The 20,771-nt window shown below is 70.6% G+C and carries 23 protein-coding genes; 14 read left to right on the plus strand and 9 right to left on the minus strand.

The annotated features are described in order from the left end of the window. Positions 1-6 precede the first annotated feature (6 nt). Complete coding sequence (locus tag ABZU91_RS14675; RefSeq protein WP_355239393.1) at positions 7-240, plus strand: hypothetical protein; 234 nt, start codon at positions 7-9, stop codon at positions 238-240. 82 nt (positions 241-322) lie between these two features. On the opposite strand, the gene ABZU91_RS14680 is transcribed toward ABZU91_RS14675, so the two are convergent. Both ABZU91_RS14680 and ABZU91_RS14685 read right to left on the minus strand, forming a co-directional pair. Then, a complete protein-coding gene (locus ABZU91_RS14680; RefSeq protein WP_355239813.1) occupies positions 323-1,075 on the minus strand; it encodes a GH25 family lysozyme in 753 nt (250 codons plus the stop codon). A gap of 125 nt (positions 1,076-1,200) precedes the next feature. After that, positions 1,201-1,752, minus strand: a complete 552-nt coding sequence (locus ABZU91_RS14685; protein WP_355239397.1) for a Uma2 family endonuclease — start codon at positions 1,750-1,752, stop codon at positions 1,201-1,203. A 101-nt stretch (positions 1,753-1,853) separates the two neighbouring features. On the opposite strand from ABZU91_RS14685, the gene ABZU91_RS14690 reads away from it, so the two are divergent. From ABZU91_RS14690 to ABZU91_RS14705, 4 genes are all read left to right on the plus strand, one after another. After that, positions 1,854-2,597: a M50 family metallopeptidase gene (locus ABZU91_RS14690; RefSeq protein ID WP_355239400.1), complete on the plus strand. Its 744-nt coding sequence runs from the start codon at positions 1,854-1,856 to the stop codon at positions 2,595-2,597. 23 nt (positions 2,598-2,620) lie between these two features. Further along, positions 2,621-3,604, plus strand: a complete 984-nt coding sequence (locus ABZU91_RS14695) for a 2-dehydropantoate 2-reductase N-terminal domain-containing protein (protein ID WP_355239403.1) — start codon at positions 2,621-2,623, stop codon at positions 3,602-3,604. Positions 3,605-3,667: 63 nt separating this feature from the next. After that, complete coding sequence (locus ABZU91_RS14700; RefSeq protein WP_355239406.1) at positions 3,668-4,168, plus strand: sigma factor-like helix-turn-helix DNA-binding protein; 501 nt, start codon at positions 3,668-3,670, stop codon at positions 4,166-4,168. After that, complete coding sequence (locus tag ABZU91_RS14705; RefSeq protein ID WP_355239409.1) at positions 4,161-5,027, plus strand: hypothetical protein; 867 nt, start codon at positions 4,161-4,163, stop codon at positions 5,025-5,027. Before ABZU91_RS14700 ends, ABZU91_RS14705 begins: the two co-directional genes overlap by 8 nt. Positions 5,028-5,150: 123 nt before the next feature. Here ABZU91_RS14705 and ABZU91_RS14710 read toward each other — a convergent pair whose 3' ends face one another. Next, the gene (locus tag ABZU91_RS14710; protein WP_355239412.1) at positions 5,151-6,734 is read right to left on the minus strand and encodes an acyl-CoA carboxylase subunit beta; all 1,584 of its coding nucleotides are present in this window, start codon (positions 6,732-6,734) and stop codon (positions 5,151-5,153) included. A gap of 85 nt (positions 6,735-6,819) precedes the next feature. Between ABZU91_RS14710 and ABZU91_RS14715 the strand changes: the two genes are divergently transcribed. Together ABZU91_RS14715 and ABZU91_RS14720 are read left to right on the plus strand one after the other, a co-directional pair. After that, positions 6,820-7,695: a biotin--[acetyl-CoA-carboxylase] ligase gene (locus tag ABZU91_RS14715; RefSeq protein WP_355239414.1), complete on the plus strand. Its 876-nt coding sequence runs from the start codon at positions 6,820-6,822 to the stop codon at positions 7,693-7,695. Between the two features lie 175 nt (positions 7,696-7,870). Continuing rightward, positions 7,871-8,443, plus strand: a complete 573-nt coding sequence (locus ABZU91_RS14720) for a PH domain-containing protein (protein WP_355239417.1) — start codon at positions 7,871-7,873, stop codon at positions 8,441-8,443. Between the two features lie 45 nt (positions 8,444-8,488). On the opposite strand, the gene ABZU91_RS14725 is transcribed toward ABZU91_RS14720, so the two are convergent. The 3 genes from ABZU91_RS14725 to ABZU91_RS14735 all read right to left on the minus strand — a co-directional run bounded on the left by ABZU91_RS14725 (position 8,489) and on the right by ABZU91_RS14735 (position 10,518). Continuing rightward, positions 8,489-9,211, minus strand: coding sequence for a MaoC/PaaZ C-terminal domain-containing protein (locus ABZU91_RS14725; protein ID WP_355239420.1), 723 nt, complete (start codon positions 9,209-9,211; stop codon positions 8,489-8,491). After that, positions 9,208-9,918 (minus strand): GtrA family protein, encoded by a 711-nt coding sequence (locus ABZU91_RS14730; protein WP_355239816.1) that lies wholly within the window; start codon positions 9,916-9,918, stop codon positions 9,208-9,210. Before ABZU91_RS14730 ends, ABZU91_RS14725 begins: the two co-directional genes overlap by 4 nt. 63 nt (positions 9,919-9,981) lie before the next feature. After that, positions 9,982-10,518, minus strand: a complete 537-nt coding sequence (locus tag ABZU91_RS14735) for a GtrA family protein (RefSeq protein ID WP_355239818.1) — start codon at positions 10,516-10,518, stop codon at positions 9,982-9,984. A 441-nt stretch (positions 10,519-10,959) separates the two neighbouring features. Here ABZU91_RS14735 and ABZU91_RS14740 point away from each other — a divergent pair, with 441 nt between their 5' ends. The 4 genes from ABZU91_RS14740 (at position 10,960) to ABZU91_RS14755 (ending at position 15,933) form a co-directional block, all read left to right on the plus strand. Continuing rightward, positions 10,960-12,810: a phosphoenolpyruvate carboxykinase (GTP) gene (locus tag ABZU91_RS14740; protein WP_355239422.1), complete on the plus strand. Its 1,851-nt coding sequence runs from the start codon at positions 10,960-10,962 to the stop codon at positions 12,808-12,810. Positions 12,811-12,841: 31 nt separating this feature from the next. Beyond that, on the plus strand, positions 12,842-13,702 hold the full coding sequence (locus ABZU91_RS14745) for a hypothetical protein (protein ID WP_355239425.1): 861 nt from the start codon (positions 12,842-12,844) through the stop codon (positions 13,700-13,702). Between the two features lie 286 nt (positions 13,703-13,988). Further along, positions 13,989-15,131, plus strand: coding sequence for a geranylgeranyl reductase family protein (locus ABZU91_RS14750; protein ID WP_355239427.1), 1,143 nt, complete (start codon positions 13,989-13,991; stop codon positions 15,129-15,131). A gap of 31 nt (positions 15,132-15,162) precedes the next feature. After that, positions 15,163-15,933, plus strand: coding sequence for an isoprenyl transferase (locus tag ABZU91_RS14755; protein WP_355239430.1), 771 nt, complete (start codon positions 15,163-15,165; stop codon positions 15,931-15,933). Here the strand turns inward: ABZU91_RS14755 and otsB are convergent. The 3 genes from otsB to ABZU91_RS14770 form a co-directional block, all read right to left on the minus strand. Beyond that, positions 15,930-16,754, minus strand: a complete 825-nt coding sequence (otsB, locus tag ABZU91_RS14760) for a trehalose-phosphatase (RefSeq protein ID WP_355239433.1) — start codon at positions 16,752-16,754, stop codon at positions 15,930-15,932. The two genes, ABZU91_RS14755 and otsB, sit on opposite strands and share 4 nt — an antisense overlap. A gap of 66 nt (positions 16,755-16,820) precedes the next feature. Further along, positions 16,821-17,174 carry a hypothetical protein gene (locus ABZU91_RS14765; RefSeq protein WP_355239436.1) on the minus strand — a complete coding sequence of 118 codons (354 nt, stop codon included), beginning with the start codon at positions 17,172-17,174 and terminating at the stop codon, positions 16,821-16,823. 162 nt (positions 17,175-17,336) lie between these two features. After that, positions 17,337-17,780, minus strand: coding sequence for an XRE family transcriptional regulator (locus ABZU91_RS14770; protein ID WP_355239439.1), 444 nt, complete (start codon positions 17,778-17,780; stop codon positions 17,337-17,339). A gap of 264 nt (positions 17,781-18,044) precedes the next feature. Between ABZU91_RS14770 and ABZU91_RS14775 the strand changes: the two genes are divergently transcribed. The 3 genes from ABZU91_RS14775 (at position 18,045) to ABZU91_RS14785 (ending at position 20,628) form a co-directional block, all read left to right on the plus strand. After that, positions 18,045-18,413 carry a hypothetical protein gene (locus ABZU91_RS14775; protein ID WP_355239441.1) on the plus strand — a complete coding sequence of 123 codons (369 nt, stop codon included), beginning with the start codon at positions 18,045-18,047 and terminating at the stop codon, positions 18,411-18,413. Between the two features lie 31 nt (positions 18,414-18,444). After that, a complete protein-coding gene (locus ABZU91_RS14780) occupies positions 18,445-18,798 on the plus strand; it encodes a hypothetical protein (RefSeq protein WP_355239444.1) in 354 nt (117 codons plus the stop codon). A gap of 414 nt (positions 18,799-19,212) precedes the next feature. Beyond that, a complete protein-coding gene (locus ABZU91_RS14785) occupies positions 19,213-20,628 on the plus strand; it encodes a PhoH family protein (RefSeq protein ID WP_355239446.1) in 1,416 nt (471 codons plus the stop codon). The last annotated feature ends 143 nt before the right edge of the window (positions 20,629-20,771 follow it).

Here is a 20,771-nt window from a genome sequence, read left to right on the forward strand (position 1 = left end):
TGCGACATGGGTTACCGATACAGGAACGCCCGGCCCCGGCTGGCACTGTGGATGCTCGTCGCACTAGGCGATGTGGCACTGCTGCTGATCAGCGTTGGGCTTCCGGTACTCGTCGCGCTGTTCGGCGTCGTCGCCATCACCGTTGGTGCGGTGGGTGTCCGGCGGCTCGTTCGGCGGGACTCAGTCGTCCGCGAAGAAGCTCCGGTGTTGGTGCCCGCCCTGAGCCGACGGCGGGCCTGAACCGAAACCGGTGGTGTGGCGGCAGCCGGACCGATTGTGCACCGTGAGGTGATAGTCGATCCCGCTGCCGCCAACGGCCCGATCAGGTGTTGTTGGCCAGCGCCACGAGGCGGCTCCGGTCCCCGTTCCAGTAGTTGCGGTCCACGTTGCCGCTGATCCCGGAGACGGCGCCGCTGCTGGTGTACTGCCAGAAGCTCCACACCGACGCGCCGGCCGGCAGGGCACCCGGGGTGCTCGACCAGCGGGCCAGCCAGAGCGGGTGGTTGGCCCACGGGCCGGTCCAGCTGCCGGTGCACTGGTTCCACCAGCTCGTGGTGGTGTAGATGACCGCGTACCGGCCGGTGCGCGAGCGGTAGGTGTTCAGGAAGTCCTGCACCCAGTTGCGCATGCCGGTGGTGCTGAGGCCGTAGCAGTAGCCGCCGCTGTACGGGTTCGCCTCGATGTCCAGCGCCGCCGGCAGGGTGCGGCTGTCCGCCGACCACGCGCCACCGTTGGACGCCAGGTAGTTGGCCTGGGTCGAGCCGGCGGAGATGTTCGGCCGGGCGAAGTGGTACGCCCCGCGGATCACTCCGGCGTTGTAGGCGTTGACGTAGTTCGTGTTGAAGGCGGAGTCCTTGACGCTGGTGCCCTCGGTCGCCTTGATGAAGGCGAACTCGATGCCCGCGTTCCGGACGCTGGTCCAGTTGATGCTGCCCTGGTAGTGGGACACGTCGACACCGGCGGTGGTGGCCGCTGCCGCCGGACCGGCGGTCGCGACCAGGGTCGCCGCCGCGGTGGCGAGGACGGTGAGGCCGGCCGCGAGCGCGCGGCGCAGCGATGATCGGGTACGGGCCATGAGTGCCTCCAGGGACGCCTGTCTATTGACGCCCATCTTTGGAGGTAACTGCCCTAGATCGCAAGAGTCTTAGAAGAAAGTTTCATCGATGGGCGTCTGTCGTCCTACCGTCAGCTGGCGGACGATCAGCGCAACGCGGCCGGATCGAGCTGCCAGCGAAAGGGCTCGACCACGCTCAACGTCTCGCCGGCCTTGGCGACCTGGTCCTCGACGTAGTGCTCGCCGTCGAGCCGGTACAGGCGCAGCGAGTGACCGTCACCGTCCTGCTCGACCAGCAGGTACCAGGGGATGCGCGCGATGGCGTAGAGCTGCATCTTGATGAGGCGATCGGCGGCAGCGTTGCCGGGCGAGACGATCTCGCCAACGAGAGATACCCGGTCTGCGTCGAGAAAGATGCCGTCGCCGTCGATGTCGGTCACGACGAGATCCGGGATGACGACCCGGTCGATGCCGAGCCGGACGTTGATGGCCTCGTAGACCGAAAGCCCGTCTGGATCTGCCGCTGCCTCGATGCTGTTCGCCAGTAGACGCGACACCCGCTGGTGCCAACGGCTCGGGGCAGGGCTCACGATCAGGCTCCCGTCGAGCAGCTCGATGCGGTCAGGCGTCTCGCCCAAGGCGAAGTAGTCGGCCTCGGTCCACAGGCCGATGTGCGGCTCCAGGGGCGCTGCGCTCACCCGCGTTCACCTCCCGCTCGACTCGCCACCCGATCAGTCTCCCAGGATACGGGCCGGTGCCTCGGGCGCGACACGGAACGCCGCCGGTAGGCTCGCGCCCCATGATGTCGATCGACGGACTGGGCGAGATGTGGGACACGCTGTTCGGCGCGCAGCCGGACCCGCCCCCACTGCTGGTGCTGATCACCGCCGCCGTCGCGCTGGTGGTGGTGTCCACCCGGCTGCCGTGGCGCATCGCCCGCAATGCCATCACCATCGCCCACGAGGGCGGGCACGCCCTCGTCGCCCTGCTCACCGGCCGCAAGCTGCGCGGAATCCGGCTGCACTCGGACACGTCGGGACTGACGCTCTCCGCCGGTCGACCCTCCGGGCCGGGAATGATCCTCACCCTGCTCGCCGGCTACGTCGCCCCGCCGCTGATCGGGTTGGCCGGCGCCTGGCTGCTCGGCGGTAACCGCATCACCCTGCTGCTCTGGGTCGCGGTGGCAATGCTGCTCGCCATGCTGGTCATGATCCGCAACGCGTTCGGCGTGGTGTCGCTCCTGGTCACCGGAGCGCTGGTGTTCGCCGTCTCCTGGTACGCGACGCCGCAGGTGCAGGCCGCGTTCGCGTACACCGGGGTGTGGTTCCTGCTGCTGGGCGGGGTGCGGCCGGTGGTGGAGCTGCAACGCCTGCGCTCGCGTGGTCGGATGCCCGCCTCCGACGCCGACCAGCTCGCCGGGCTGACCCCGTTTCCGGCGTTCTTCTGGGTGGTCTTCTTCGCCCTGGTCAACCTGGTCGCCCTCGTCGTCGGCGCCCTGCTGCTCGCCGGCCCGATCCTCACCGACGCCGGCCTGACGCTCTGATCCCATCGGGGCAGAATGAGCCCATGCGATACGTGATCATCGGGGCGGGCGCGGTCGGCGGGACCATCGGTGTACGGCTGGCGCAGGCCGACCGGGACGTGACACTGGTGGCCCGTGGGGCGCACCTGGACGCGATCCGGGAGCGTGGCCTGACGCTGCGGCAGCCGGACGGCGACGTGACCGCCCGGCTCGCCGCCGTCGACGGCCCAGGTGACCGGCCGCTGTCGCCGGACACGGTGCTGGTGCTCACCGTCAAGTCGCAGGACACCGAGGACGCGCTGGCGACGTGGGTGGACGCTCCCGTCGCCGGCGGCGGGACGGCCGGCGAGCGGCTGCCGCTGGTCACCGCGCAGAACGGGGTGGCGAACGAGCGGGCCGCCCTGCGGCTCTTCGCGGACGTGCACCCGATCTGCGTCTGGCTGCCGGCCACCCATCTGGAGCCGGGCGTGGTGGTGGCGAACGGACACCCGCACCCCGGGATGCTCCACATCGGCCGCTATCCGGGCGGCGCCGACGACACCGACCGGGCGATCGCCGCTGACCTGACCGCCGCCGGTTTCGTCGCGCCGGTACGCGAGGACGTGCTGCGCTGGAAGTACGGCAAGCTGCTCAGCAACCTCGGCAACGGGCTTCAGGCGCTGCTCGGGGATGACATCCCGGATGCCCTCATCGAGCGGGTACGCGCCGAGGGCATCGCCGCGCTCGCCACCGCCCGCATCCCGCACACGTCCCCCGAGGAGGAACGGGCCGAACGTGGTGACCTCGTGCAGCAGCGCGCGGTCGGCGGCGCGAACCGGTCCGGCGGCTCCACCTGGCAGAGCCTCGCCCGAGGCACGGGCTCGACCGAGGTCGACCACCTCAACGGGGAGATCGCGCTGCTCGGCCGGCTGCACGGCGTACCGACGCCGGCCAACGTGGCCGTGCAGCGGGCGGTACGGCGGGCCACGCGGGAGCGGATCGGGGCCGGCGCGTTCCCACTCGCCGAGCTGGAGAAGATGATCGCCTGACCGGGGCAACCGAGCGCCCCGCCCGGCGCGTGTTCCCTGCGACCGACACGGGGAGGTAGCGGGGTGCCGGACGTCGACGGGTTCGACGAGTTCTACCGGGGGAGCCGACAACGGCTGCTCGGTTTCGTCTACGCCCTCACCGGCGACCGGGTCGAGGCGCAGGATGCCGTGCAGGAGGCGTACATCCGGGCCTGGCAGCGCTGGTCGACGATCAGCGCCTACGACGACCCGGAGGCGTGGGTACGGGTGGTCGCCAGCCGTGTCGCCGTCAGCCGGTGGCGCAGCCTGCGCAGCCGTGCCCGCGCGTACCTGCGGCACGGCGCGACCGAGACCGTTCCCGGGCCGGGCACCGACACGGTCGAGGTGGTCGCCGCGCTGCGCCGACTGCCCGAGGAGCAACGCACCGCCATCGCCCTGTACTACCTGATGGGCATGCCGGTCGCCGAGGTGGCGCGGGAGACCGCCGCCCCCGTCGGCACGGTCAAGGCCCGCCTCTCCCGTGGGCGTACCGCGCTCGCCGGTCTGCTCGCCGTCTCTGAGCTGGAGGAGGCCACCGATGCATGACGACCTGGCATTCGTCGAACAGGTCCACCGCGACCTGAGCGACGTGCAGTGGCCGGAGCCGCAGGAGATCCGGGCCCGTGCCCGTCGCCGCAGTCGTCGTACCGTCGCGCTGGCGACCGTCGCGGTGCTCGCGGCGGTGACAGGCCCGGCATACGCCCTGACGGGAGGCACCTCCGCTGCGCCCGATGCCGCCCTGCCCGTCTCGACGCAGGGCCCCGCTCGGGCGGACATTCCCCTGGACTCCCTGCTGGCGGTCACCGAGGTGCCGGTGAAGAACCCCGTGCAGCTCGGCGATGCCGGTCTCGGGGAGGTCGTCCGGTTGGATCCGACGTTGCAGAGGTGCGGCGACGACCGTGGCGTACCGGCGGTGCCCGCGTACTCCCGTTACTCGCGGTCGCAGACCCTGTTGTCGTCGACGAAGGACGGTGGCGCGCCGGCGCGGGTCGAACTCAGCCAGGACGTCTACCGGGTCGATCCGCTGGTGAGCACGCGACTCTTCACCCACCTGAGGGCGCTGCTCGAGGCCTGCCCCGAGTGGTATTTCGCCGAGCGCACCCTGGTGGCGGGTGCGACGACGCCGAACGAGAGCAGGCACGCCTGGGAGACGGCGGCGAGCAACTTCGCCGGTGACGAGTCGATCCTGGTGCGGTACGTACCGTTCGCTCCCGCTGGTCCGGCCACCACCGAAAGGACACTCCAGCGCTCCAGCCCGGTCGGGATGACAGTCATGGTCCGGGTCGGCGACCTGCTCACCGTGCTGGAGCCCAATCCGGACCTGGGCCTGCACGACGCGGACCTCGAGGCGCTGGGTCGAGTCGCTGCCCGGCGACTGTGTCCCGCTGCCAACCCGGCCTGCTGACTGTCCGCACAACTTCGGGGATGTTGCTGCCTCCCAGGGCAGGGAAGCAGCACTTTCCCCGAAGTTGCGCGAAAACAGCGAGCGTGCGCGAGAAGCGAGCGTGCGCGAGAAGCGAGCGAGCGGTCAGAGCGGGATGTTGCCGTGCTTCTTGGGCGGCAGGGTCTCGCGCTTGGTCCGCAGGACGCGTAGTGCCCGGACGATCTGGGTGCGCGTCTCGTGCGGGGCGATCACCGAGTCGACGTACCCGCGCTCGGCCGCCACGTACGGGTTGGCCAGCGTGTCCTCGTACTCGGCGATCTTCTCGGCCCGGACCGCCGCCGGATCATCGGAACCGGCCAGCTCCGAGCGGTAGAGGATGTTCACCGCGCCCTGCGCGCCCATCACGGCGATCTGTGCGGTCGGCCAGGCGAAGTTCAGGTCCGCGCCGAGGTGCTTGGAGCCCATCACGTCGTACGCCCCGCCGTACGCCTTCCGGGTGATCACGGTGACCTTCGGGACGGTCGCCTCGGCGTACGCGTAGATGAGCTTCGCGCCCCGGCGGATGATGCCGTCCCACTCCTGGCCGGTGCCGGGCAGGAACCCGGGCACGTCGACGAAGGTCAGCACCGGAATGTTGAACGCGTCGCAGGTGCGCACGAACCGGGCGGCCTTCTCGGAGGCGGCGATGTCCAGGGTGCCGGCGAAGTGCATCGGCTGGTTGGCGACCACACCGACCGGCCGACCCTCGACCCGGCCGTAGCCGACGACGATGTTCTGCGCGTAGAGCGGCTGGACCTCCAGGAACTCCCCGTCGTCGAGGACGTGCTCGATGACGGTGTGGATGTCGTACGGCTGGTTGGCCGAGTCCGGGATGAGCGTGTCCAGCGCACGGTCCTCGTCGGTGATCTCCAGGTCCGCCGGGGCCTCGAAGACGACCGGCTCGTCGAGGTTGTTCGACGGCAGGTACGACAGCAGTGCCTTGACGTAGTCGACCGCGTCGTCCTCGTCGCTGGCGAGGTAGTGCGCGTTGCCGCTGCGGGTGTTGTGCGTACGGGCCCCGCCCAGCTCCTCCATCCCGACGTCCTCGCCGGTGACGGTCTTGATCACGTCGGGTCCGGTGATGAACATGTGGGAGGTCTGGTCGACCATGACGGTGAAGTCGGTGACCGCCGGGGAGTAGACCGCGCCGCCCGCGCAGGGCCCCATCACCAGCGAGATCTGCGGGATCACCCCGGACGCCCGGACGTTGCGGAAGAAGATCTCCCCGTACAGGCCGAGCGACACCACGCCCTCCTGGATGCGGGCCCCGCCGGAGTCGTTGATGCCGACCACCGGGCAACCGATCTTCATGGCGAGGTCCATCACCTTGACGATCTTCTCGCCGAAGACCTCACCGAGCGAACCGCCGAAGACCGTGAAGTCCTGGGCGAAGACGCAGACCTGCCGGCCGTCGACAGTGCCGTAGCCGGTCACCACGCCGTCGCCGTACGGGCGGTTGCGCTCCAGGCCGAAGGCCGTGGACCGGTGTCGGGCCAGCTCGTCCAGCTCGACGAAGGAGCCCTCGTCGAGCAGCATCTCGATGCGCTCGCGGGCGGTCTTCTTGCCCCGCGCGTGCTGCTTCTCGACCGCACGCGCCGACCCGGCGTGCACCGCCTCGTCGACCCGGCGCTCCAGGTCCGCCAGCTTGCCGGCAGTGCTGTGGATGTTGGTCCCGGTCTCGGTAGTCACCCAGGGAATATAACGATGGTTCAGGTCCGTGCGGCTGTGCAGTACGCCTCAACGCCCGTACCGGTCGCCGCCGTAGGCTGACGGTATGCCGGGTTCCCCGTACACCGATCTGGACCGACCACCGCTGTCGGCGGCCCGGCTGCGGCGCGCGCTGGTCGCGCCGAACGGTCCCTGGACGCGTCTGGAGCTGTACGCCGAGACCGGCTCCACCAACGCGGACGTGTCCGAGGCCGCCGCCGCGGGCGAGCCGGAGGGTCTGGTCGTGGTCGCGGAGCGGCAGACCGCCGGGCGCGGCCGTCGCGGCCGGGTCTGGCAGTCGCCGCCGCGCGCCGGCATCGCCACCAGCGTCCTGCTGCGCCCCGGCGAGGCCGCGCCGGACCGCGACTGGGCGGCCGTTCCACCGACGGGGTACGGCTGGCTGCCCCTTCTCGCCGGCGTCGCGCTTGTCGAGTCGGTGGCCCGGCTGTCCGAGCTGGACGCGACCCTGAAGTGGCCCAACGATCTGCTCATCGGGGATGCGAAGTGTGCCGGCGTGCTGGCCGAGGCGGTGCCGGGGCGCTCTGCGGCACAACCGCCGGCCATCGTCCTCGGCATCGGTCTCAACGTGACCCTGCGCGCCGACGAGCTGCCGGTGAACCCGACCGGGCTGCCGGCCACGTCGCTGCAACTGGCCGGCGCGGCGGCCACCGACCGGGACCCACTGCTGCGGGCGTTGCTGCGGGCGCTCGCCGACTGGTACGACCGTTGGCGCACCGCCGGCGGAGACGCCGAGGCGAGTGGGCTACGCGCCGCCTACCTGGCCTCCTGCGCCACGATCGGCCGCGAGGTACGCGTCCTGCTGCCCAACGGCGAGACCCGAACCGGCACCGCAACAAGCATCGACAGCGACGGCCAACTCCAACTAACCACCCCGCTGGAAACCCGAACCATATCCGCCGGAGACGTCCTGCACGTGCGCTAGCCCCCCTCCGCGGCGATCTTGCACTTTCTGTCGTGGCGTATCGGGCTCAAGGGCGCGTAACGGCGACCGAAAGTGCAAGATCGCGGAAGCTGGGGTGGGGCCGCGTGGCGGATGTCGCTGACTGGCTTTCGGGGTTTACCGTCGGCGCGTCAAAGAAAAGGCGTTGGAGGTTGTCGTGGCGTTCCCCGAAGACGTGCTCACGAAGGACGAGCACGTCGTGCTGCACCTGCACCCGCACTGGAAGGCCCTTGTCCGGCCGATTCTGGTGCTGGTCGTCGCCATCGCCGCGGTGGTGGTCGGCGTGCTGCTGCTACCCGAGAGTTCCGGCGGTTCGATCGCGCTGGCCGTGATCGGCGTGATCGGCCTGGTCGCGGTGCTCTGGCTCGGTCTGTGGCCGTTCCTGGTCTGGCGTACCACCCATTACCTGTTCACCAACGAGCGCGTGCTGTTGCAGCAGGGTGTCTTCTCCCGGGACCGGCGGGACCTTCCGCTGACCCGGATCAACGACCACTCGATGAACCAGCACTTCTTCGAGCGGATGCTCGGCTGCGGCACCCTCACCATCGAGTCCGCCGGTGAGCGCGGTCAGTCGGTGCTCAAGGACGTACCGGGGGTCGGCCGGGTGCAGACCACCCTCTACGAGCTGGTCGAGGCGCAGCACGACAAGCACTCGCTCGGCGACGGGGAGATGCGCGACATCCTCGCCGACATGCGCGAGGGCAAGCCGCTGCGCGACACCACGAGCTGATCGGATCGGCACTGATCGCCCCGGCCCGCGTCTGGGCCGGGGTGGTCAGGCGTGCTGCTCGGCCTGGGTCGTCTGCTCGGATGGTCGCGCCTGCACCGGGCCGGCGTGGGGCGGCCCGGCGTGGGGCGGTCCGGCCTGCTGCGGTCCGGCCTGCTGCGGTCCCGCCTCTGCCGGCTCGGTCACGGCAGGCTCGGTTCCGGCCGGCTCGGCCGATGGCGGCGCGGCGTCCGTCGGCTCTGCCGACGACGGTTCCGGCTCGGTGTCCGTCTCGACCGGGCGCAGCGCGAACCAACCGCGGAAGCGCGTACGCAGCACCTCCTGCTCGGGCCGGTTGTCCGGGCCGAGGCGGAGCATGGTGCCGGTGAGGATGACGGTGCCGAGCCCCGGGCGAGCGGACGACGGACGGGCGCCGATGACGTCGACCCGCACGGCGAGACGGTCCCCGGCGCGTACCGGGGCGAGCCACCGCAGCTCCTCCAGACCGGGGGAGGCGTCGGCCGCCGCGCGGGACAGCAGGTGGTCGACGTACGCCCGCATGAACAGGCTGACCGTGTAGAAGCCGCTGGCGATGACGCCACCGTGCCGGCTGGCCTCGGCCAGCTCCGGGTCGACGTGGTACCACTGCGGGTCGAAGCGCCGGGCGAACGCCCGCATCTCGTCGCCGTCCACGGCCACCGTCCCGAGGTCGACGGTGAGGCCCGGGACGAGGTCCTCGAAGAACAGCTCGGCGGGCGCTCCGGTGCCGGAGCGGAGGGCGGGTGGCGTCACCGGCGGGGTGCGCGACGAGTGCCGGCGTGCAGCTCCGCGGCGAGTTCCGCGTCCAGGTCGGCCGGAAGGCCGGCGGTCAACGGCCGCCCCTGGGTCGGAGCGGCGCCGGTCGGGCCGGGTGTCGGGTCGGGACGCTCGGCGGACTGCGCCTCTTCCAACTCGGAGACCGATTCGGCAAGCTCGGCGACCGGGTCCATCTCGGCCATGGTGTCCCACTCGTCGCGCGGGATGTCGTGCCAGGTGGGCTTGGTCTTCGCGGCGTCCTCGGCCGGGGTGACGGGCTGGAAGACGAAGGTGCGGTACGACCAGAACCGGAACAGCGTGCCCAGCAGGACACCGGCGGTCTTCGCCACGTTCAGCGCCAGCAGGCCGTGTACGCCGAGCCCGTACTTCGCCGCCGCGACGGCCCCCAGCTCGATGAGCAGGCCGATTCCGTTGAACAGGAAGAACAGGACGTACTCCCGACGCATCGCCGATTTCGGGCGATCCCGGTACGTCCAGTGACGATTCATCAGATACGACGTGATCGTCGCGACGAGGGTCGCGATCACGTTCGCCTTCAACTGACCGTTGACGAAAACGGTAAGTGCAAGGACATTGAACACCGCGTAATTGATGACGGTGTTCACGCCGCCGACGATGCCGAATTTGAGCGCCTCGTGGATGAACTTCTGCCAGCGCTCAGGCAGCAGACGGACAAGACGCATGCGAAACACCTTAGGGCAGTCGGTGAAGCCGGCGATCACCGGCCGGACAAGGTAAGCGGCAGGTCACGCCCCGTGATCCTGGTCGTGCTCCACCTGCGGCGCGATCGGAGTTCCCGCTTCGACGAAGACGAACCGCCGGTAGGACCAGAATCGGAACAGCGTGCCGAGGCCAGCGCCCACGACGAAGCTGGCGATGTTGTCGGCCAGTTGCGTCTGGAACACGGACGGCCAGATGCTGCCGAGCCCGTACCGGCTGATCGCGAGGCAGGCCACCGCGATCCCCAGGCCGACAGCGTTGAAGAAGAAGAACAGCGCGTACTCCCGGGCCGGGTTGCTGCGCTGGCGGTGCCGCCAGGTCCAGAAACGGTTGCCCAGGAAGGCGAAGGTCGCGGCGATCACCGTCGAGATCGTCTTGGCCGTCACCTGCTCCATGCCGCGCGCGGTGGTCAGGTAGTTGAAGAGCGCGAAGTCGACGAGGAAGGCGATCCCGCCCACGGTGGCGAACTTGCTCAGCTCGTGCACGAGGTGACCGAAACGGTCGAGCAGTCCACGGACCAGACCCGGTCGGGTCTGCCGGGGACCCGGTTGCTCCCCGGTCATCGTGGCGGCCACGGAGCGAGCCTACCGGCTGTCGAGGTGTCGGCGGGGGAGCAACGGCGAGGGGGACATCGTCGCCGATGTGGGCCCTTTCAGCCGGTGCGCCGCAGTTGAACGCAGCGTAACCAGGTGGGAGGACTGACGCGCCTCGGAACGGGAATCCGCGAACCGGTCGGCGGGGTGGGTTGACGGCCCAACCGCAACGCGCGTCGACCGGGGTGCACAACAAGATTTGCGTGAAACTGCGCAGGAAAGCGGGTATCAGATCGCGATGCCGCAGCGTGGCCGTAGCTTGTGCAGTTCTTCACAACCAGTCCCACTGACTCGGAAGGCTGCCCGGTTTACGCTGAGCCCAATCCCAGGTTTCCACGACGGCGGCGCTTCGCGTCGCTGAGACTCGTGCATCCCATAGATCGGTCAGCGTCGACCACAAGGAGATGTGTCATGGTTGCTCCGGCTGTAGTGCGGGGTATCGATCAGGCCCCGACGTCCCATCCGAAACTGCTTGCCTGGGTCCGTGAGGTCGCGGAACTGACCACCCCCGACCGGGTCGTGTGGGTGGACGGGTCCGACGAGGAGTGGCGTCGCCTCACCGATGAGCTGGTCGAGGCCGGCACCCTCATCCGGTTGAACCCGGAGAAGAAGCCGAACTCGTTCTACGCGCGCACCGACCCGTCCGACGTCGCCCGGGTCGAGGAACGCACCTACATCTGCTCCGTCGACGAGGCGGACGCCGGCCCCACCAACAACTGGATGGCGCCGGCCGAGATGAAGCGGACGATGACCGAGCTGTACCGCGGCTCGATGCGCGGTCGCACCATGTACGTCATCCCGTTCGTGATGGGCCCGGTCGAGGCCGAGAGCCCGATGTTCGGTGTCGAGATCACCGACAGCCCGTACGTGGTGGCCTCGATGCGCATCATGACCCGGATGGGCGCGGCGATCCTCGAGGCGATGGGCGACGACGCGGACTTCGTGCACGCGCTGCACTCGATCGGCGCCCCGCTCGCCCCGGGCCAGCAGGACGTGCCGTGGCCCTGCAACGAGACCAAGTACATCTCGCACTTCCCGGAGTCCCGCGAGATCTGGTCGTACGGCTCCGGTTACGGCGGCAACTCGCTGCTCGGCAAGAAGTGCTACTCGCTGCGTATCGCCAGCGTGATGGGCCGGGACGAGGGCTGGCTCGCCGAGCACATGCTCATCCTTAAGATCACCTCGCCGGAGGGCAAGGTCCACCACATCGCCGGCGCCTTCCCGTCCGCCTGCGGCAAGACCAACCTGGCCATGGTCGAGCCGACCATCCCGGGCTGGAAGGTCGAGACCATCGGCGACGACATCGCCTGGATGCGGTTCGGCCCGGACGGCCGGCTCTACGCGGTCAACCCGGAGTACGGCCTCTTCGGCGTCGCGCCCGGCACCGACTGGAAGACCAACGCCAACGCCATGCGCACGCTGGACCGGGGCAACTCGGTCTTCACCAACGTGGGCCTCACCGACGACGGCGACGTCTGGTGGGAGGGCATGGGCGAGCCCCCGGCGCACCTGATCGACTGGAAGGGCAACGACTGGACGCCGGAGAGCGACAGCCTCTCCTCCCACGCGAACAGCCGGTTCTGCACCCCGATCACCCAGTGCCCGATCCTCGCCGACGAGTACTTCGACCCGAACGGCGTGCCGATCGACGCGATCCTCTTCGGCGGCCGGCGCAAGGACACCGTCCCGCTGGTCACCGAGGCCCGCGACTGGGTGCACGGCGTCTACATGGGTGCGACGCTCTCATCGGAGACGACGGCCGCCGCGTCCGGCGCGGTCGGCGTGGTCCGCCGCGATCCGATGGCGATGCTGCCGTTCATCGGCTACCACGCGGGCGACTACTTCCGGCACTGGATCGAGATGGGCAAGGGCGCCGACGGCGACGAGGCCAAGCTGCCGAAGATCTACTACGTCAACTGGTTCCGCAAGGACCCGGACGGCTCGTTCCTGTGGCCGGGCTTCGGGGAGAACTCCCGGGTGCTCAAGTGGGTCGTGGAGCGGATCGAGGGCACCGCGGACGCGGTCGAGACCCCGGTGGGCATGGTCCCGGCGCAGGACGCGCTGGACGTCGAGGGACTGGACATGACCCCGGAGGACGTCCGGATCGCGCTGAAGGTCGACCCGGACGAGTGGCGTAACGAGCTGCCGATGATCACCGAGTGGTTCGAGAAGTTCGGTGACAAGCTGCCCGGCGTGCTCTGGGCCGAGCTGGACGCGCTGCGTGCCCGACTCGACGCGGCGCAGCCCCAGCGCCAGGTGTGAACATCGCCCGTCGCGGGCAACAACGGATCCCATGAGGACGGCCGCCGAGACCGAGGTCCGGCGGCCGTCCGCCGTCCGGGCGCTCACCTTCCTGCTCGCGACGACGGCGGCGGCCACCGTCGTGGTCGAGCTGCTCAACTGGTGGTACGCCCCGGAGCAGGGCTTCGGTCTGGCGGTACGCACCGGCTGGGCGATGCTGCGCTCGTTCGGCTTCCTGCTGCTGATCGGGCATGTGCGCCGTGGCCGGACGGTGGCCCGCCCGTTCGGGCTGATCCTCGCGGTCACCACGATCTTCGCCGTCGGCCGGCTCATCGTCCCTCGACAGGGGGTGCCGCCGCTGCCAGGCCTGCTCGGCTTCGCCGTGCTCAGCGCGCTCTGCGTGGCGGTGGTCTGGCTGCTCTACCGCTCGTCTGCGCTCGCCGGGCATCTCGTGCGGCATCGGCCCCGCCTGGTCATCGACAGGGCTGGAATCTCGTGGCGGGAGACCCCGCCGCGTCGGCCGCAGGCGAGCGCGTGGTTGTTGACCAGCCGGGTGGCCGCGTTCACCTACAGCCCGCTGATGCTGGTGCCGGCGTTGGTGGCCGGAGGCGCCATCCTGGACGATCGGCTCTCCGCCGTACCGGCCGTGCTGTTCTGGTTCGGTGCCGGCATCGCGGCCAGCTACGCCGTGCTGTTCTGCACCGCGTTCCTGATGCGCGGCAAGGACTGGGCACGTGGCCTGCTGGTCGTCGTCACGTTGGGCGTCCTCGCCGTGGACCTGCCGCTGTGCTGGTGGCTGCTGGGCCTGGACGGCCTGATCCGCGACGGCGCACCCCTGCTGGTCGCCGCCGCCCTGGCCCTCTACGGCCTACGCCGAGCCTCCCGCGCCCCCGACGCCACCGTCCCGGCCTGAGAACCCCACCCACCCCCACCCCCACCCCCGCGCCCCACCCCCGCGCCCCACCCCCACCCCCACCCCCGCCCTCGTCGCGCGGCGATCTTGCAGTTTCTGTTGCGACGAAACGTCCTTAAAGGTGCGAAGCGTCGACACAAAGTGCAAGATCGCGTGGGCGTGGGCGTGGGCGTGGGCGTGGGCGTGGGCGTGGGCGTGGGCGTGGGGTGGGGCGTGGGGCGGGGCGGGGTTGGGTGGGGGAAGATTGCGTGGCGGTGGTCACAGCGGGCGGGACGGGAGGTGCGCGGTGAGCGACGAGTTCGACGTGGTGGTGGTGGGTGCGGGTCCGGCCGGAGCGGCCGCCGCGCTGACGGCCTGCCGGGCGGGTGCCAGCGTGTTGCTGCTGGACCGTGCCGACTTCCCTCGGGACAAGGCGTGCGGCGACGGGATCGCGGCGCACTCGGTGGACGTGCTCACCGAGCTGGGCGTGACCGACGCGGTGGCCGGGTACGCCCCGTTGCCCGCGCTGCGGATGGTCGCGCCGGGCGGCCAGGCGGTGGCTCGGGCGCTGCCCCGGCCGGCGTACACCGTGCCCCGGGAGGTCTTCGACGCGCGACTGGTGGCTGCCGCGGTGGCCGCGGGCGCGCAACTGCGCCGACACAGCGTCCGGCGGGTCCAGCCGCGCGGCGATCGGGTGGTGCTCGACGGGGAGCTGTCCGGCCGGGTGGTGGTGGGCGCGGACGGGGCCGGGTCGGTGGTGCGCAGGGCCCTCGGTCATCCGGTCAACCCCGACCGGCACCTCGCGCTGGCCATCCGTGGGTACGCCCCCGCGCTGCCCGGCCCACCCGAGCAGCTCATCGTCACCTCGAAGGCGCGCTGGCCGGCGTACGCCTGGTCGTTTCCGATCGGTGACGGTCGGGCGAACGTCGGGTACGGGGAGGTGCTGCGTGGCGAGCCGCTGAGCCGGACGTACCTGCTGGACCGCCTGGCCGCGTTGCTGCCCGGCACCGACCTGTCGACGGTGACCGCGTTGCGCGCCCACCACCTGCCGCTGTCCACGCACCGGCCGACGCCGGGTCGGGACCGCACCCTGCTCGCCGGGGACGCCCTGTCGCTGATCAATCCGTTCACCGGGGAGGGCATCTTCTACGCGCTGCTCTCCGGTGCGCTGGCCGGGGCCGCGGCGGCCAGCGAGCCCGAGGCGGCGGCCAGCCGCTACGCCGCGGGTCTGCGTCGTCGCCTCGGCACCCACCTGCGCCACAGCTCGGTGGCCGCCTGGTTGGCGCGGCGGCGTCGGGTGGTCGACGCGGCCGTGCGGGCTGCCCGTCGGGACGACCGGGTCTTCGACGATGTTGTCGAGTTGGGGCTCGGCGACGGGCGGCTCACCGCCCGTACGCTGGGCATGATCGGCATCGAACTGTCCGGCGGGGATCGCCCTCCGAAGGGGTGATCCGGCGGGAGGGTCGCTACGCTGCTAGGTGATGACGCTGCGGAACCTTATCTACTCCGTGTACGAGCGCCGGCTCACGGCAAAGCTCGCGGGCAAGCCGGTGCCCCGACACGTCGGAGTGATGTGCGACGGCAACCGCCGGTGGGCCCGGGAGATGGGCTACGTCGACCCGAACGACGGGCACCGGGTCGGCGCGGCGAAGATCAAGCACGTACTCGGGTGGTGTGACCAGGCCGGTGTCGGGCACGTCACCCTCTATCTGCTCGCCACCGACAACCTGCGCCGCCCGGCCAGCGAGCTGGATCCGCTGCTCCAGATCATCGAGGACCTGGTGGTGGAGCTGTCGGAGGAGGGCAATCCCTGGCGGCTGCGTATCGTCGGCGCGCTGGACCTGCTGCCCGCCCAGACCGCCGCGGCCCTCAAGGGGGCCGAGGAGCGTACGCGGGACCGCAGCGGCGGCGCGGAGGTCAACATCGCCGTCGGGTACGGCGGCCGGCGGGAGATCACCGATGCCGTCCGTTCGCTGCTGCTCGAGCACGCCGCCTCCGGCGGCACCATCGAGGAACTGGCCGAGGTGCTGGACGTCGAGCACATCGCCGAGCACCTCTACACCCGTGGTCAGCCCGACCCCGACCTGGTCATCCGCACGAGCGGGGAGCAGCGGCTGTCCGGGTTCATGCTGTGGCAGTCCGCGCACTCGGAGTTCTACTTCTGCGAGCTGAACTGGCCGGATTTCCGGCACATCGACTTCCTGCGCGCGCTGCGCTCGTACGCCACCCGCCAGCGCCGCTACGGCGCCTAGGGCAGCCGGCTCAGGGCCCGGGTCAGGAAGTCGCCAAGCGCATCCGGGGACTCGATGGTCAGGTCGGCGGCGTCGGCCACCTCCTGGCCCGTCTCCGGGTTGGCGACGGCCACGCAGACGCCGAAGAAGTCCGGGTCCGCCTCGGCGCGGGCACGGACCGCGGCGAACGCCTTGATGTCGGAGACGTCGTCGCCGAAGTACCACGCCCCGGTGGCGCCCTGGACCACCTCGCCGATCACCATGCCCTTGTCCCGGTCGACGGGTGGCTTGAGTTCCAGCACCATCCGGCCGGCCTGGACCCGCAGCCCCAGCCGGTCGGCCTGCGCCTGACCCCACTGCTGCACCGTCGTGCCGAGCTGCGGGGCCGTACGCCAGTGCAGCGCGACCGAGAGCCGCTTGTACTCCACGAGGGCGCCGGGCGGCAGCTCCTCCCGAGCCAGGTCGGCCAGCTCGGACATGGTGGGCACCCACGGCAGGGCGGTGGGCTCGGTGACGGTCTCGCCGCCGGAGTGGCTGTGCTCCAGGCCGTAGAGGCCGTAGAGGTCAACGCCGCTCAGCTCGCCGAGGCGGTCGCGCAGGAACTCGACGGGTCGCGCGGAGACGATCGCGATCCGCTGCACCACCGGCGCCAGCGCCTCGATGGCGGCGAGCGCGTTGGGCGCGGGCCGAACCGCCGTCGGGTCGTCGTCGACGGGCGCGAGTGTGCCGTCGAAGTCGAAGAAGAGCACGGTTCCGGCGGCCCGGCCGGCAGTTATCTGCCACGCCTGGTCGGCGTTCAGCGGGGTCCTCGGCTGGTGGTTGCCCAGATTCAACGGCGGCACGCGCGTCAGCGTACCCCGGCGTTGGGGGCTCATTCCTGGCCGAGCGGACCCACTCGGCGGCGCTCGTCAGCGTTCGGCGGCCCCTCGTCCTCGGCGGCCGAACGGCACCACCGCCGCCTCCTGGCCGTGGCTCAGCAGGTAGCCCTCCACGAAGCCGGTGTTGCGATCCCCGGTGTGGGTCTCTATCTCGGTGAGGCGTGCCACCAGGAACTCGGTGAGTGCGCTGATCCGGTCGTTGAGCCGCTCGTGCAGCTCCGCGACGACGGCCAGGATGACCGCCGTGCCGGCGCTGGTGAGCGCGAGCAGGTTGACGAGCAGCGGCAGCTGCCCACCGTTGACCGCGAGGGTCACCACGTTGCCAGTCGCCCACAGTGTCAACGACACCGTGGCGACCACGACTGCCCACCACTTCAGGGTCATGGACAGACCCCTCCTTCTGTCCCGCAGGGCTAGGTTCGGCCTTGTCCCGTCCCCCCGCCGATGACGAGCCCAAGCAGTACGAATAGGGACGCTAGCGTGCCCGATCCTGCCCCGGAGCGAAACGAATGAACCTGACCAGGCGTTCTTTCGCCATCTGAGGAACTACCCGGCCTGATTACCTCTTTTTCGGACATCGACCGGCAGCGTTGGGCGGTATGCGAGGTATCTAATGGTTTCGCGGATGTGGAACTTCTCCGCGTCCGACACGTTCGGGTCGACCAGGCGGCGCAGCAGGGCCTCCACGTCCGGGTCCATCGGAGGGGCTGGCTGGCCTGCGCGTGGACCGCTCGCGGTGCGGTCCCAGCCGAGCGCGGCGAAGGCGGCGGCGGGATTCAGCCCGAGGCCCTCGCAGAACGCGACCACGCGTTCGGCCTCGGGGTCGCTGGCCCAGTCGCCACGAACCCACCGGTTGATCGTCTGCCGCGAGACGCCGGTACGTCGTGACACCTCGGTGCCGCTCCAGGCACGCGTCGCCCGCGCCTCGTCGAGGGCGCGCCGAACGAAGGTGGCGAAGGCGATTTTTCGCGCGTTGGCCGTCTCGGTCACCCCGTGACGGTACGACCAGGCGTCCGCAGGTGTTTGCCCAGCCACGCTGCTGTCACGCGGACGTGACGGAACTCTCGGATTCGCGGTAAACGATCCAGAATCACTTTCGAGGGGTGTCACCCGGGCAGAATAGATGCCCGTCGTGGTGAATGTAAGCGGACGAAAAGCTGATACTGTCACGCTCATGGGACAATCTACGGTGTGTCACGTGCATGAGACGATTGGTGCTCACATGCGTCACGCCCCCGGTGCCGAGGGGGTGTGGTGACCGAGCTCGCCACCCGAGCCCAGGCCTTCGGGCTGATCGCCGAGGGGGTGGCCGCGGGGTTGAGTGCCCCGTGGCGCCTCTACCTCGCCCAAGGCTGCCGATATTTGTCGCTGAGCGTTGGCGACCGCACCGAGTGGAACGCCTGGCGTACCCACCTCGGCTGCCCCGAGCTGAGCGTCCGGGTCTACGACGCCGGCGGGGAGATCCGCCGCTCCTCGGTCGCCGAGGTCGTGCTCGACGGCTGCCGGATCAGCGTCGAGCTGGTCGAGGAGGTCAGCACCGACGACCTGGATCGGCTGCTGGTCGCCGACCCCACCGCCGACCCCACCGCCGATTCCACCACTGTCGAGCCGGAGGAGCGATGAGCAGGCGTCCGGGCCGGGGCGGGGCCGCCCGATGAGCCCGTTCCTCGTGGTCTTCCTCGTCCTGGTGCTCGGTGCCACCAGCTACGCCGCCGGTCGCCTGCACGGACAGCTCAGCTACCGGATCGGCTACCGCTTCGGCTACCGCCAGGGCTACTTCGACGGCGACCGGGGCGCCTGGAACCGCCGTCGCCGCGACGCCCAGGCGGCGATCGCCAGCGCGCTGTCGGTCTCCTCGCCCGCGGCCGTCCGCTCCGCCGGCACGGTGGTACGCCCCGAAACGGCGGCCCGCCCCGGCACCACCTACACCGGTTCGTCGTTCACCGCGCCGGCCGCCCCGATCACCGGGCGGCACCCGACCGGCACGCTGGTTCGACGGACCGGCTGAGCCGGCCGGCGGGCCGCTGCGAGCGTCCCGCCGACCGGCGCGCGGAAACGCGGTGCGTCGTCCGCGACGGACACGCACCGTCGGGGCCACGTCAGACCGGTGACGGTGGCCCCGCCGGCCGGGATGCGCGCAGGGGGCATGCATCCCGGCCGGCTCGCCGCGTCGTGGGACGTCCCCGCGCCGGCTCGTCCGTTCGGCGCTGTTCACATGGCCGTCTCCAGAGATCCACGATCGCCCCTAGCCGGGACGGTCCGCCGCCGCTAGCGTCTAGGCATGGCGCGGGGTTCTCCCGAGCCAGCCGGTCCGCCCGGATCTGCGACCTCGCGCACGGGGTTCCGCATCCGACCCCGTGTCCCCGGGCACCGGACGAGGCGGAACACGGGTGGCCGGGTGCCCATCCGTCGGAGCAGGCCTGTGACGACTCGCCGTACCACCGCCGGTGCCGACCAGACCCCGGCCGCGACTGCCACGACCCGCCGTGCCACCCGGAGCCGCCGTACGGCGGCCGCCGCGCCGGCCGATCCCAAGGAGCCCCGACCAGCGGGGCAGGCATTCGTTCTGGACACCTCCGTGCTGTTGTCCGACCCGGCGGCGTTCCACCGCTTCGCCGAGCACGAGGTGGTGCTGCCGCTGGTGGTCATCACCGAGTTGGAGGGCAAGCGGCACCACCCGGAGCTGGGCTGGTTCGCCCGGCAGTCACTGCGGATGCTCGACGAACTGCGCATCCTGCACGGTCGGCTGGACACGCCGGTGCCCGCCAACGACGTCGGCGGCACCCTGCGGGTGGAGCTGAACCACACCGACGACGGCGTGCTGCCTCCCGGCTTTCGCACCGAGAGCAACGACGCCCGGATCCTGTCGGTGGCGCTCAACCTCGCCGCCGAGGGGCGGGACGTGACGCTGGTCAGCAAGGACATGCCGCTGCGGGTCAAGGCGGCCTCGGTGGGTCTGCGCGCCGACGAGTACCGCCACGGCCAGGCCAGTGACCCCACCTGGACGGGTATGTCCGAGCTGGATCTCGGCGAGGAGCAGATCTCCGCGCTGTACGCCGGTGAGACGCTCGACGTGGACGAGGCGGCCGGGTTGCCCTGCCACACCGGGCTGGTGCTGCACTCGTCCCGTGGTTCCGCGCTCGGGCGGGTGCTCGCCGACAAGTCGGTCCGGCTGGTCCGGGGCGACCGGGAGGCGTTCGGGCTGCACGGCCGCTCCGCCGAGCAGCGCGTCGCCCTCGACCTGCTCCTCGACGAGACGATCGGGATCGTCTCGCTGGGTGGACGGGCCGGCACCGGCAAGTCGGCACTGGCGCTCTGCGCCGGCCTGGAGGCGGTGATGGAGCGTCGCCGGCACAAGAAGGTCATCGTGTTCCGCCCGCTGTACGCCGTCGGCGGTCAGGAGTTGGGCTACCTGCCCGGCTCGGAGTCGGAGAAGATGTCGCCGTGGGCGCAGGCGGTCTTCGACACGCTCGGCGCGGTGGTGCACGAGAACGTGCTGGAGGAGGTCACCTCGCGGGGCATCCTCGAGGTGCTGCCGCTGACCCACATCCGGGGGCGCAGCCTGCACGACGCCTTCGTGATCGTGGACGAGGCCCAGTCGCTGGAGCGCGGGGTGCTGCTGACCGTGCTCTCCCGCATCGGGCAGGGGTCGCGGGTGGTGCTCACCCACGACGTGGCTCAGCGGGACAACCTGCGGGTCGGCCGGCATGACGGCGTGACCGCGGTGATCGAGGCATTGAAGGGTCATCCGCTCTTCGCCCACGTCACGCTCAGCCGTTCGGAGCGGTCGCCGATCGCCGCGATGGTGACCGACCTGTTGGAGGACATCCCGTTGTGATGCGGATTTTGTAGCTATTCGTCCCTGTTTTCGGTGTGGCACAGGTCACAAACGGCACGGTCGGTTTCCCATGTGTCTCACTGTGCGCGATGGTGTCCCACGAGCGCCCACGCACCACAGGCATCGTCGGTGATCGTCGTCCC

Source organism: Micromonospora sp. NPDC005174 (genome assembly GCF_040608495.1).
GTDB lineage: Bacteria > Actinomycetota > Actinomycetes > Mycobacteriales > Micromonosporaceae > Micromonospora.

Bases quoted from the DNA above. Each gene is read 5' to 3' on its own strand.
- ABZU91_RS14675 (WP_355239393.1), top strand. From the start codon at position 7: ATGGGTTACCGATACAGGAACGCCCGGCCCCGGCTGGCACTGTGGATG.
- ABZU91_RS14680 (WP_355239813.1), bottom strand. From the start codon at position 1,075: ATGGCCCGTACCCGATCATCGCTGCGCCGCGCGCTCGCGGCCGGCCTC.
- ABZU91_RS14690 (WP_355239400.1), top strand. From the start codon at position 1,854: ATGATGTCGATCGACGGACTGGGCGAGATGTGGGACACGCTGTTCGGC.
- ABZU91_RS14695 (WP_355239403.1), top strand. From the start codon at position 2,621: ATGCGATACGTGATCATCGGGGCGGGCGCGGTCGGCGGGACCATCGGT.
- ABZU91_RS14705 (WP_355239409.1), top strand. From the start codon at position 4,161: ATGCATGACGACCTGGCATTCGTCGAACAGGTCCACCGCGACCTGAGC.
- ABZU91_RS14715 (WP_355239414.1), top strand. From the start codon at position 6,820: ATGCCGGGTTCCCCGTACACCGATCTGGACCGACCACCGCTGTCGGCG.
- ABZU91_RS14730 (WP_355239816.1), bottom strand. From the start codon at position 9,918: ATGCGTCTTGTCCGTCTGCTGCCTGAGCGCTGGCAGAAGTTCATCCAC.
- ABZU91_RS14735 (WP_355239818.1), bottom strand. From the start codon at position 10,518: ATGACCGGGGAGCAACCGGGTCCCCGGCAGACCCGACCGGGTCTGGTC.
- ABZU91_RS14740 (WP_355239422.1), top strand. From the start codon at position 10,960: ATGGTTGCTCCGGCTGTAGTGCGGGGTATCGATCAGGCCCCGACGTCC.
- ABZU91_RS14745 (WP_355239425.1), top strand. From the start codon at position 12,842: ATGAGGACGGCCGCCGAGACCGAGGTCCGGCGGCCGTCCGCCGTCCGG.
- ABZU91_RS14755 (WP_355239430.1), top strand. From the start codon at position 15,163: ATGACGCTGCGGAACCTTATCTACTCCGTGTACGAGCGCCGGCTCACG.
- ABZU91_RS14765 (WP_355239436.1), bottom strand. From the start codon at position 17,174: ATGACCCTGAAGTGGTGGGCAGTCGTGGTCGCCACGGTGTCGTTGACA.
- ABZU91_RS14780 (WP_355239444.1), top strand. From the start codon at position 18,445: ATGAGCCCGTTCCTCGTGGTCTTCCTCGTCCTGGTGCTCGGTGCCACC.